This is a genomic window from Pseudoalteromonas atlantica (assembly GCF_043641955.1).
In the GTDB taxonomy this organism is placed as follows: Bacteria; Pseudomonadota; Gammaproteobacteria; order Enterobacterales; family Alteromonadaceae; genus Pseudoalteromonas; species Pseudoalteromonas atlantica_A.
In genome coordinates, this window is sequence record NZ_JBHZRV010000001.1 from 213,208 (window position 1) to 225,202 (window position 11,995).

Annotated in this window: 14 protein-coding genes; 5 read left to right on the top strand and 9 right to left on the bottom strand. The window is 39.0% G+C overall.

Features of this window, described 5'->3' with window-relative positions; genetic code table 11:
- The first annotated feature begins 862 nt into the window (after positions 1–862).
- On the top strand, positions 863–1,360 hold the full coding sequence (locus ACHUE3_RS00950; RefSeq protein WP_394189265.1) for a hypothetical protein: 498 nt from the start codon (positions 863–865) through the stop codon (positions 1,358–1,360).
- Positions 1,361–1,376: 16 nt separating this feature from the next.
- On the opposite strand, the gene ACHUE3_RS00955 is transcribed toward ACHUE3_RS00950, so the two are convergent.
- The 5 genes from ACHUE3_RS00955 to ACHUE3_RS00975 form a co-directional block, all read right to left on the bottom strand.
- Positions 1,377–2,582 (bottom strand): anhydro-N-acetylmuramic acid kinase, encoded by a 1,206-nt coding sequence (locus ACHUE3_RS00955; protein ID WP_394189267.1) that lies wholly within the window; start codon positions 2,580–2,582, stop codon positions 1,377–1,379.
- A gap of 255 nt (positions 2,583–2,837) precedes the next feature.
- Positions 2,838–3,257: a hypothetical protein gene (locus tag ACHUE3_RS00960; protein WP_394189269.1), complete on the bottom strand. Its 420-nt coding sequence runs from the start codon at positions 3,255–3,257 to the stop codon at positions 2,838–2,840.
- Positions 3,258–3,455: 198 nt separating this feature from the next.
- Positions 3,456–4,040, bottom strand: a complete 585-nt coding sequence (locus tag ACHUE3_RS00965; RefSeq protein ID WP_394189271.1) for a DUF6630 family protein — start codon at positions 4,038–4,040, stop codon at positions 3,456–3,458.
- Positions 4,041–4,141: 101 nt separating this feature from the next.
- Positions 4,142–4,447: a hypothetical protein gene (locus tag ACHUE3_RS00970; protein WP_394189273.1), complete on the bottom strand. Its 306-nt coding sequence runs from the start codon at positions 4,445–4,447 to the stop codon at positions 4,142–4,144.
- Positions 4,448–4,518: 71 nt separating this feature from the next.
- On the bottom strand, positions 4,519–5,685 hold the full coding sequence (locus ACHUE3_RS00975) for an acyltransferase family protein (RefSeq protein ID WP_394189275.1): 1,167 nt from the start codon (positions 5,683–5,685) through the stop codon (positions 4,519–4,521).
- A 153-nt stretch (positions 5,686–5,838) separates the two neighbouring features.
- On the opposite strand from ACHUE3_RS00975, the gene ACHUE3_RS00980 reads away from it, so the two are divergent.
- Both ACHUE3_RS00980 and ACHUE3_RS00985 read left to right on the top strand, forming a co-directional pair.
- A complete protein-coding gene (locus ACHUE3_RS00980; protein WP_394189277.1) occupies positions 5,839–6,984 on the top strand; it encodes a sensor histidine kinase in 1,146 nt (381 codons plus the stop codon).
- The gene (locus ACHUE3_RS00985; RefSeq protein ID WP_394189279.1) at positions 6,962–7,576 is read left to right on the top strand and encodes a response regulator; all 615 of its coding nucleotides are present in this window, start codon (positions 6,962–6,964) and stop codon (positions 7,574–7,576) included. The genes ACHUE3_RS00980 and ACHUE3_RS00985 overlap by 23 nt, the downstream gene beginning before the upstream one ends.
- A 72-nt stretch (positions 7,577–7,648) precedes the next feature.
- Here ACHUE3_RS00985 and ACHUE3_RS00990 read toward each other — a convergent pair whose 3' ends face one another.
- From ACHUE3_RS00990 to ACHUE3_RS01005, 4 genes are all read right to left on the bottom strand, one after another.
- On the bottom strand, positions 7,649–7,861 hold the full coding sequence (locus ACHUE3_RS00990) for a hypothetical protein (RefSeq protein WP_394189281.1): 213 nt from the start codon (positions 7,859–7,861) through the stop codon (positions 7,649–7,651).
- A gap of 135 nt (positions 7,862–7,996) precedes the next feature.
- Positions 7,997–8,473 carry a hypothetical protein gene (locus ACHUE3_RS00995; protein ID WP_394189283.1) on the bottom strand — a complete coding sequence of 159 codons (477 nt, stop codon included), beginning with the start codon at positions 8,471–8,473 and terminating at the stop codon, positions 7,997–7,999.
- Positions 8,474–8,575: 102 nt separating this feature from the next.
- On the bottom strand, positions 8,576–9,136 hold the full coding sequence (locus ACHUE3_RS01000) for a GNAT family N-acetyltransferase (RefSeq protein ID WP_394189285.1): 561 nt from the start codon (positions 9,134–9,136) through the stop codon (positions 8,576–8,578).
- 425 nt (positions 9,137–9,561) lie between these two features.
- On the bottom strand, positions 9,562–9,813 hold the full coding sequence (locus tag ACHUE3_RS01005) for a hypothetical protein (protein WP_394189287.1): 252 nt from the start codon (positions 9,811–9,813) through the stop codon (positions 9,562–9,564).
- A 426-nt stretch (positions 9,814–10,239) separates the two neighbouring features.
- On the opposite strand from ACHUE3_RS01005, the gene ACHUE3_RS01010 reads away from it, so the two are divergent.
- Positions 10,240–11,271: an NADP-dependent oxidoreductase gene (locus tag ACHUE3_RS01010; RefSeq protein ID WP_394189289.1), complete on the top strand. Its 1,032-nt coding sequence runs from the start codon at positions 10,240–10,242 to the stop codon at positions 11,269–11,271.
- A 41-nt stretch (positions 11,272–11,312) separates the two neighbouring features.
- On the top strand, positions 11,313–11,930 hold the full coding sequence (locus tag ACHUE3_RS01015) for a glutathione S-transferase family protein (protein ID WP_394189291.1): 618 nt from the start codon (positions 11,313–11,315) through the stop codon (positions 11,928–11,930).
- Positions 11,931–11,995: the final 65 nt, after the last annotated feature.

The window sequence follows — 11,995 nt, forward strand, 5'->3', positions numbered from 1 at the left end:
AGTTAACGAAACTATTTTGCGTAAACGCTTTTTAATTAACAGCTGTTCACAATAAAGAGAAACAAAGCTACCAACCAAGAAAGATGCTAGCAGTAACACCCAGTATAACGGCGACTGAATTCCTGAAGCCAAAAGAAACAAATTAAATGGTATAACGAAAAACAAAAACCCTAATACTTTTATAAACTCCCTGAACAGTTGACTATTAGATTTTGCTTCTATGATATATGAATGGACGATTTCCTCTGGAGTATCACACAAATTAGGAAATGTCTTTTTTAACCATTTTAAATAATTCAATTTTCTATCCTTAACCAATTAGTAAACCTAACGAACTTGTAGGTTAACTCATCTTAACTTTATTTCTATTGATGCATCAAAAATAACCGAGTTCCTATTTTGGGTCAACCACTTCAATTTTACGAAAAATATAACAAGAGGATTTGCTAATGTTTAGAGGGGATTTCTAGTGGTTGAGTGGCATATTGTTAGTTAAAAACTCTCTAGGGCAGCACACTGCTACAAAAGCTTACTATTGCAGCCTTGTAAGAAACCATTCCAGTTTTGGAACAGAAAAAACAAAAATTCATGTTTTGACCACTAAACTATGCCGATTTATTCAACAGTCATAATTCTGTAATCTAACTAAAGGATAATTTCTATTCAATTTAACTAATACCAATCCGCAATAATACTTAATCATTTTGCGGGGCTAAACGTGTCGCTACCTGCGTTAAAAAATTCTCATTTAGAACAACTAAATAGTGAGTTTTTTGCCTTGCTATCAACACGTTTTTCTACCCTCAAAATAGATCACTTAATTAAGCGAATTGGTATAACGACTAAAAGATGACAGAATTAAATGAACACCGCTCATGTGAGATTGAACTTCGCATTACAATCTCTTGAAGATCCATTGTCGGCTGCAATGGCCCACACATCTGAATTCGATAGCTTGCACCTAGTTGCTAACGATCAGCACGAGGTCAACCTCGTCTGCGCTTTACCAGACGATGCCCATGAGAATGATGTCATTTCGGTTAATGTTACACACTTGCTTGCTAGAAATGCGCGTTACACAGTGGCACACACAGTTACCCAACAAGATCTTGAAGCTGGTGAAGTCAATTTAGTGTTATCTAAAATAGATGTGCCAGATGGTAGCAATGAGTTTGTGATGCAGTTAATGCTGCATGGCTTACATGCAACCTTGAAAGATAGTGCCCAGTTTGATGTTGTGATCACCCCGCACGAAAAAGGCTATATTGAGCAGCTACCTACGACAGTCAACGCACCTAAAAACCTCTCGATTCGCCATTTTTTTGCTAGCTGTAGCAGTGCGTTATTATCTATTTTTTAGCACTGGTAAACTGGGACTAATCAGCAAAACTTACTTTGCCCATTGTTACATTAGGAATACCTTGTGCTGTATTACCAAAACGCATTTGCCCCCCGCTGAGGCATTCATTCGCTAAAATAGCAAACAAAACAGCTTCTTTTGCGTCAGGGTTAATACCCAATGCTTGCGTATTTTGAATCGCCGTTAACTGAGGGCATAAAGATAAAATATGTTCCATCAACAATGGGTTATGAACCCCTCCTCCACTGGCGTATACATTCACACTATCTAAAGCTGCACTACTATGATTAATTGCATCGGCAATTATCTGCGCTGAAAAGCGTGTTAATGTAGCCATTACATCGCTATGAGCAAGGTCAGTTGTATTTGATAAAGCTTGAGCACGTGCTAAGTATTGCAAGTTAAATACTTCAGGGCCGGTTGTCTTTGGAAAAGGTTGTTTAAAAAACGGGTCATCACACAACGCATCTAATAGAGCTTGGTTTATTTGTCCTTGATGCGCTATTTTACTGTCAACATCGTAGCTTAGTGGCTTAAAATATTGCTGAATATAGGCATCCATAATGGTATTGCCAGGGCCTATGTCTGAACTGAATACGGCGCTTGAATCTGCGGATTTAGGGAGGAAGGTTAGATTAGCGATGCCTCCCATATTAAGCAAAATTCGATTTTCGTCGCGGCTGGTAAAAAATAAATAATCACCATAAACAGCTAGTGGGGCACCTTCACCACCAGTAGCAATATGCTTTTGGCGAAAATCGCCAATAGTAGTGATACCAGTCACGACAGCAATATGATCGCTATCACCAATTTGTAATGTCCCGTTACCAAAATCAGGTCGCCCATGTTGATTTTTAGGGCAGTGATAAATTGTTTGCCCATGGCTTGCGATCACATCGATAGAATCAGCAGCGACTCCCCATTTTGCAAGGCATTGGTTCACCATGGTGCCATGTACCTGGCCTACCCAGGGGTGCAACAGAGTCACCTGCTCTAGGTCGCATTCACGTTTGGCAAATACCGTTTTAATTTTTTGTTTATAATTGTCATCATAGGCTATGGTATCAAACGCTAGCAACGCTATATTAGTGTTCATGCCATGGTTTGATATTTTGCACAGTGCTACATCAAGGCCATCTAACGAGGTGCCACTCATTAAGCCAATAATTAGCTTATGCGGTTTGTTCGCACTTTCATAAAGCTTAGCAATGTGTGGGTGCATGTAGGTTACCTTTTAAATACGCATCAATTAAATTTACCGAATGTCATACTAATGGTAAAAATAATTACTGCAATAAATAAAATTGGCTAAAAGAGGAGGTTTTTATTGTTATTTTAGTGTTTTCACCTAAGCTAGCATGTAGGTTGGATGTTTTATACACGACACCAAACTCAAAATTATTTGTAAGAAAATACACATGGATTCCCCTAAAGCGCACGCTGCCCTGTGCGCTTTTTAATGCCATTTACAACTTATCTAATTGATATCATTACTACTATAAACGCTTAATATTGGATAATCAGCCTCACCAAAAGATACTGTAAACGAGCGCTGCTCACCACCCACTAATTTAATACCTTCAGACATAGACAAAGGCGCTTTACGCTGACCATCTGCAAACAATGCCATAAGATGGGCACCTTCGAGTATACGAGAACCAGAAGCATCATTACGTACTGTAACAACCGCTACGCGATGGCCTTGCTCACTACTCATAAGTACGGTATTGAGCAGCGTAAAGTCACTGTTTTTTGGTTTTATATGCGCATCATTTTCAAATGCAAACTGCATTCCTTGCAACGCAACTTGGTCAACAGATAACACGTGATTATTTGCATTAACGCTGAACCCAGCACATAGCAAAACAACGCAAGGGAGTAATAAGTTTTTATTCATGCTATTCCTTATAAATAAGTAACTTTGGTATTTACCACTATGTATTACCCAATTCGATAAAACCTTGATTTTAAAGCAAACACTGTGATTACCTGTTAGTCTAAAGGCAGTAAACTCAACCATAGTGTCAGTACTTTGGTTACGTTAAGTAAGTTCCTAATAACGCCTAAACTCAACGACCTAACCCTAAACATTAATTTACATGTGCTCAAAATATAAATTAATTTTGGCTTCCTTAGCCAGCTCAATAATTTTTGTATGTTCATCTTCATGGCAAAGAAACAAGATTAATGCATCTGAATCATCGTTTATTGCCAGCATTTTAAGTCTAACTGAATCCAAGCAATCAAACAGCGTGGGTGAGTGCTCAATACTCCCTCCTCCTCCCACTAGAGAGCCAAAACCATAGTTCGTTTCCCTGTAAAAAGTCTCAAGATCTTTAAATAAACCTGATGCTTCAAAACGAATGGGCGTGAGCTTTTGCAGTAGTGGCAAAACACGTAAAGGCTCAGAGCGGTTATCTACACAAATAACAACACCTGTGCTACTCAGCGCTCTCACCAATGCATCAACAGGGGTTATATCATCTACAGATTCAATAAAACAATTGTCTTTCTCAAACTCACTAATATCCTCGAAATATGCATCAGGCGAAACACAATATAACTCGAGCGACTTAACTACCGCGTTATTGTTATTTGATAGTTTCTTCCCTAACACGATGAGTGGATGAGCCTTTTTAGCCAAACCGAGCTTAAGCAATAACGTGTTTATTAAATCCATGTTCTTCACTGAATACCAAATTTAAATAGCGTCATATTTTTATCGTGCATTATTAGGTACATTAAAACAACACCTATTTTGATGAATTACCAGCCATTGCGCTACGCCCTATGAGTAAGTAATTTAATCCACTCCTCTGCGTTTGACACGATAAACTGATAGTGACTGTTGTCTTTTAATACGACCTCAATCGCATCCTGTGTCAACGGGAAAATACCCGCGCCTGTGCCTAGGCATTTACTCACTTTTACAATTTCATGTCGTGCAAAAGTGTAGGGCCCAAGCCCAAATTGCATGTTAAATGGGGTAAAGGTTACATCGCTATCGGTTAACGTAAACTTACCATCGGCTTTAATCGCCCCTTTTTGAATCGTGGCGATTGTCGATTTGATTGTTATTGCTTGCATAATAATATTCCTTTATGTAGCTATTAATGTGTCAGTTTTGCTGTTTTTAAGTCATTACCAAGTGACGACATTTAAGCTGGCTGTATTACTTTTTTCTTGGTTTGCCTACCGTTAAGTAGTGCGCCCAACCATGTATTTTTAACTAATAATAAATAACTTATTTGACCTATCAGCAAGGTTACAAATACGCTGATAATAAATTTAACCAAAACAGGCAAATCAGTGTTAATCAATGGCATCTGGATATAAATCAACACCGGCACATGTATCAAGTAAACCCAATATGACGCATTTGAAATGCTGCGGCTTAGCTTACTTTGGTGATTTAAAAAACGATGCCCAAGTAAAAACACCATGGCGGTTAATAAGATGATACTTGCGACCTGAGTGAGCACATGCAGAACGTGTTGTTGGTCTGCTGCAAAATGCCCCGTGGTGGCAGCAGCTATCACTTCATCTAGGGTCGGCGCCGCTGGCAGCAAAGCAAAATAAGCAATAAGGGATAAAGCCGCACCAACGCTAATAGGCCATAAGTACTTATGATATGACCAAATGAGAGGTTGTTTTTTATAAAGCCCCACCCCTAACCAATAAAGGCTGCCGTAAAAACCATACGACCACAACTGAGGCGTGAGTTTATCAGGAGCAGGAAATGGAATAGATTGCCCCATTAACGAGAGCGTTAACACGATAGGAAGCACAATCCACATAAATAAAGGGTGAACGCTAAGCGCATCGAGTTTATTACCTAAAAAGCGACTTGTTTTCAACAGCCAGTGAATGAGACAAAACTGAAATAAGTTCCACAAAAACCATAAGTGCATAGTGCTAAGAACAGGCTCTTTAATGACTTTAAACACAGCAAATATCGGTGGTATTGGTTTAGCTATACCGGCCCCAAAACTTAATGCATGGTAATAAACAGCAAAACCTAAAGGTAAAAAAACAATAAAAGGCAGTAAAATATGTTTACTGCGATGACATAAAAAATGCTGGCTACTCGATTTAGCAATTAATAATACACTGCAAAACCCTGCAATAATAAAAAACAATGGCATACGAAATAAGTGCAGAGTATGCGTGATGTAGTCAAATAGGCGATGTGTGCTTGGATCAGCCGTAAACCAAATATTGCTAAAAAACGGACTATAGGCCAAAGCAGCATGAAATACGATGCCGAGTAATAGTGCGAGGCTTCGTAAATTATCAATGTAATGTAATCGACTGTCTTTATTCATTAATACACCCAACTAATATCCTGTATAAATAAAAGAATAAATGAATGGGGTGGCGCAGCACTAGTCACAAAACTCATAGCGAGCGCTATGACAGATGTCACTGTTTTTACAACGCGAGTTCTGTAATAATTGATAAAAAACATGGCCGTAGTAATGGAATCAACTATACGACATACAACCGATTGGCGTTTCTCAACATTGGCCTCATGGCTGGGTGTTACATCAGCATGTGCATATTATGCAAACTCTGAACTAGCACTGTATTTACAAATTTTGGTGAGTAGCTCTATATTAGCTATTTTGTTGTATGTGTTAAAACAACCCAATAAATATGTTTATGCTGTGGCGGTAAGTTATTTACTGCTCATTTTAGCAATGATGCAACTTAGCTCAACGTCCCTAGTTTTTATTCACTTGGTTATGTTTACCGCTGTTTTTAGCCCTCACTTTTCACTGCCTAAAATACTGGCTTGTGTTGTGGCCGCCATGCTGGTGTATGGTTTAACGCATTATGCGCGCTGGGAAAATGGCATTCCTTGGATCACCTTTACTATTTGGTTTTTCTTTTGCTTGATGAATTGGTTTGTTAGCCGGCGTATTGTCGAAAGTTTAAATACACATTATCAATCCCGTCAAAACTACAAAGAGTTAAAAGCCACCCAACATATGATGGGGGCAATGCATGCAGCGCAAGAGCGGCAAAATATATCACGCGAGCTACATGACTCACTCGGTCATAAGCTTACTGCGCTTAGCATTAACTTAGATTTTGCCAAAAGAGCAGCAAATGAAGCAACCGTTGAAACCCTATCTCTTTGCCACCAACTTAGCCAAGAAGTATTAGCAGAAGTACGCGAAATCGTTTCCACTCAGCGCAACGACAAAACGATACTTAAACAAGCACTTGAAGCCATTTGCGAACTGACACCTAATTTACGCTGCGATCTCCAGCTAAGTAAGGAGACAGAGCAACTCCCTCAAGACTTCGCCCTTTGTGTATTACGGTTTACCCAAGAGATGATCAGCAACACCCTTAAACACACCCAAGCAAACCATTTTACTTTGCAGGTGAATGTCACCCACGTTAACCAACACCCGCAGTTAATTGCAAAAGCGTATCACAATCAACCAGAGACCCACCTACCAAAACAAGGGAATGGGCTAGCAGGGTTAAATGAGCGAATGACACAATTTGGCGGTGAATTTTCACAACATCTTGAACAAGAAACTCTGATCAACACCATGACATTACCACTAAATTTAGAAGAACATAGCCATGATAAAGTGCCTACTAGTTGAAGATCAGACCTTAGTTCGTTTAGGCCTCGCTAATTTACTTAACCTTGATAGCGCCATTAACATCGAAGCCCAAGCTGAAGATGGCTTACAAGCGCTTGCCCAATTAGCAGAGCATAGCGTTGATATTGTTTTACTCGATATGAGAATGCCGAATTTAGATGGGCTCGGCGTGCTGCAAAAAATGCGCGAAAAGGGTGATAAAACCCCCGTGCTGATCATAACCACATTTGAAGATTGTGATGTATTAGTCAAAGCCCTTAACCTAGGTGCTCGTGGCTATGTGCTTAAAAACATTGAGCTTGAAGAACTCATTAGCGCTATCAAGCAGGTCGTCGCGGGTGAGCGAGTATTGCAAAGTGCGGTGACTGATTTTTTACTCAAAAAGCAATTAAGTCCTCAGCTCTGCTTAACGGACAAAGAACAAACCGTATTACAGTGTTTGTCTTTGGGGATGTCGAACAAAGTGATTGCCAAAAAATTAGATAATTCTGAGGGGACTATCCGCAATCATGTGTCACAAATCCTTGCTAAATTAGACGTAAAAGACCGCACTCAAGCCGTTATAAAAGCCATAAATCAAAATCTAATTTAATGCGCTAACAGCACTAAATTACTATTTTTGATTAGAGTATATTAATGAACACAGAACGCTTTTTATGTGCCACTATTTGTCATCAGGCTTAAGTGGTGCAATCAACATAAATAAAAGTAAACAAAACCAACTTATAAACAAACTGGCGACTATCCATGCGAGCTTTTCTTGACGTCCCACTTTTTGTGACCTAGCAATAAGTATAATTGGCATCACCCACATAATGAATAAAACAATCAGTAAGGGAAACCAAGATATAAATATTTGAGCAATGTTATCCATCATAAATTCCTTTATTAACCTTTGATGAGCCCATAAATTCAACCGTTTTTATGGCCTAACAATAGCTAAATTCCTAATCCTACTCAATGAATAACTTAATTTTCATGGCGGATAGTTTCACTTGCTTTTTTAGAAGTTTTACGATGTATTTTTTTCGCCAAGCCACCTTAATTTGGCCTCTTTCACAATGTCATTAAATTCAGCTTGCGTGATGTCTCCGCTGGCTAAATCATTTTCAGCTGACCAAACGATCTTCTGATAGTCAAACTCTATAGCGGCAAGAATATAACCGAGCTTTCTTTCAGTAATCGTATTTTTATGAAAGTGATACATCGCTAATTGTTTATTCCACGACTCACCTTCTGGCGGCGGCAGTGTAAAATCAAGCGTAAGCAGTCTTTCATCTGATACTTTGAAACCGTTTGCTATTGACCCTTTCGCACACTCATAAAGCATATAATCAATTGAGTCTTGTAAGCCATAAAAGTGCCAATCATAACCGGCATTACAGCCTACTACGATTTTTCCCTCTTTATCAGTAATATCAATTGCGCGTTCAGCACAACCTGAAAGGAAAATCAAAACAACAACCACTGTTAATACATTTCGATACATCAATGAACGCCTCTAAACACGCAACATGTGCAGCACATAGCTGGTTAAAATCATGGTCGCAGCCAACACTGTCAGCTGTGATATTTGTGTTTTATTCACGCTTTATTCTATTTCACGATACTCTGACTTAATTAACCCAAAACATGTGAGATCATGAAACTGATTTTTCCAATAACCACTTTGACGCCTTATGCCTTCCTCTTTAAAACCTACTTTTAAAAGCAGCGCTTCAGAAGCTGAGTTTCCAGGCACAGTATCGCCTTGGATACGATTAAGCTTACCACAAGGTAATTCACCTAAAAATGCTGCTTTCACTATTCGGTGTACTGCTTCAGTGCTAAAACCCATCCCCCAATATTTAGGGAGCAAATCATACCCAATAACAGCGCTCTGCATTTTAAGGTTCCAACTATTAAAGCCACACGTTCCGATAAATTCATTTGTTTCTTTTAAACGAATAGCCCAGCGTACCCCCGAATTTTCATTAAAGCGCGAGTTAAAGAACGCGATTAAATTACTTGCTTGCGACAACTCGGTAAAAGCTGCCAAATCATAATATTCGACAACTCGCTTATCCGAGAACAACTCAAATAAGCTCATTGAGTCTTCTTTTGATAAGTGATCTAACGTTAACCGATGCGTCTCTAATACTGGAAATAACAACCTGTCTTCTCCTTGAAATATAACGGCTTGTCAATTTAATCGATTTTAGTAATGGCTCAACTATATCTGAGTTCTTATGTTGGTTCAATCGGTGGTATCTATTTTGCTGACATTACAAAAAAAGGGGAGGTGTTTAATTGATATCTAAATGCTACTTTAAATAAGCGGCTTTATACGTACCTTACCCTTTCAGGGAAAAAGCCTATTACCGGCAACAAGAAGCCAAAGGAAAAACTCATAATGTCATCATCAGATCATTAGCATTTAAGTAGATACGAACCCAATTTAGGTGCTTGAGTACAGACTCACCCGAGTACGAATCAACTTACTTAACGGCATTGAAAATAAGGGATCACCGCTGTTAGAACTTGCGGTGAAAAGGGATCTTTAGTGCTTGCTAGCCACCCCAGGGCGTGTTGTTATGCTTATTTACAACTTACCTTTTTTAGAGAGCCATCTTTCACAGGGACGCTTTGATGAGATTTATGAGTTGCATTCCAATCATTAGTTTTACGAATATTAGCCCTTATTGCCGCAGCTTGGCATTCATTTACACTTTTATGGGTACTAATTGGAGTACCATTTGAATTTGCAAGAGTATATGTTTGAGATTGATTTGAATTAGTACTACAAGCCGAAAGTAAAATTATTGAACCAATTAAAATAATATTTTTCATAAGATATTCCTTTATTTATTAATTGTTAATAAGAGTCAATTTACGAGATAAAATATAACTCATTATTAGATGACTATGCAAAATAAAAGCATAACAGCTTTATCAAAGTACAGTTAACCTATTTAATCGCTTATACCTACCCCATATATTTTAAAGTTCTATCAGAAAACCCAATTAAGGAACGTTAGCACCTCTTCTTTAGGCTTTGCTGCATATGACTCTGCATTTCAGCCTTGTAAGAAACCATTCCAACTTTGGAACAGAAAATACAAATAGCCCGCTAAAACCGCGCCAGAAGGAGACTGTTGCAGCCTTGCAATAGTGATTACCCACACAGAGATAAACAAACAATTGAATTAATACTCTAAAACCCCACCTCTTTACTATTCAAGATTTATTAGTCCTTACAACGGATAGAGAGGTTTTATGCAGACCATTGAAAACAGGCAATTTACTTTAGCATCGCGCCCACATGGGGCACCTACAAACGATAACTTTTCATTGAAAACTGTGGCTGTTGATGCCTTAAAACAAGGCGAAGTATTATTGCGTACTATTTATTTATCGCTCGACCCCTATATGCGTGGACGTATGAGCGATGCAAAATCATATGCTGAACCTGTGGCAATTGGTGATGTGATGGTAGGCGCTACCGTGTGTCAAATAGAGCAGTCAAATAACGATAAATTTGCCGTGGGTGAATGGGTACTAGCTTATACAGGTTGGCAAGACTACGCTATTTCAAATGGTGAGGGTTTAATGCCTCTGGGGGAAAACCCAATTAACCCATCTTACGCACTGGGTATTATGGGCATGCCTGGTTTTACCGCTTATATGGGTTTACTTGATATTGGCGATCCTAAAGAAGGTGAAACCGTTGTTGTAGCAGCGGCTACAGGGCCAGTTGGGGCAACTGTTGGGCAAATAGCTAAACTCAAAGGCTGTAAAGTAGTTGGCATTACTGGCGGCAATGAAAAATGCCAATACGCAGTCGATACTTTAGGCTTTGATGCCTGTATTGACCACCGCAGTGATAATTTTAATGAGCAATTAGCCACAGCCTGTGGCGCTGGAATTGATGTTTATTATGAAAACGTAGGCGGAAAAGTATTTGATGCCGTATTACCTTTATTAAACACCGCTGCTCGCGTACCGCTGTGCGGATTAGTATCACAGTATAACGCGACTGAGTTACCCCAAGGGCCAGATAGAATGGGCGCTTTAATGGGTCAAATACTTACTAAGCGTATAAAAATGCAAGGCTTCATTATTTTTGATGACTACGGCCATCGTTATGATGAGTTTGCGACTGACATGCAAAAGTGGCTGAGTGAAGGAAAAATTCACTACCGTGAGCATCTAGTTACAGGGTTTGAAAACACAATATCAGCATTTAACGATATGATTGACGGCAAAAACTTCGGCAAAACAGTCGTGCAAGTCAATCAACCACTTTAAATTTACCATGCGCAGCAAAGGCTGCGCTTTTAAGGACAACCATGATTAAATTACACCACCTAAACAAGTCTCGTTCAAAACGGATTATTTGGTTACTAGAAGAGCTCGAAGTCGATTACGAAATTGTTGCATATCAGCGCAACAGTGAAACCTTTTTAGCACCTGATGAATTAAAAAACGTACATCAACTGGGTAAGTCACCTGTAATCGAAGACGACGGTTTAATTGTTACTGAATCAGGCGCTATTACTGATTATCTTATTACTAAATACGGTAATGGCAAGTTTGCTCCAAGCCGTGACAGTAAAGACTATGTTGATTATCAACAATGGCTACACTTCGCTGAAAGCTCAGCTATTTTACCGCTTTTACTAAAAATGTTTGTGCAAAAAGATGGCGCTAAAACACAGTTTCTAGAAGGTTACGCCGATGCTGAAACCGCTAAAGTAATTAGCTATTTTAACAGTCGCCTTGAAGGCAAAAAGTACCTAGTAGGCGACATGCTCACTGGCGCAGATTTTATGATGTCGTTTATTGTTGAAATTGTAAAAAACGCGGGTCAACTAGGTCATTTTAAAAATTTAGTGCGATACGATGAACAATTGCAAACTCATGAGAAGTTTCATACCGCCGAGGAACTCGAGCAGAAATATGATTAATGTTTTTTATAAACGTTTAATTAAAGGGGTGTAAAGCCCCTTTACGCTTCATATACTCAAACCAC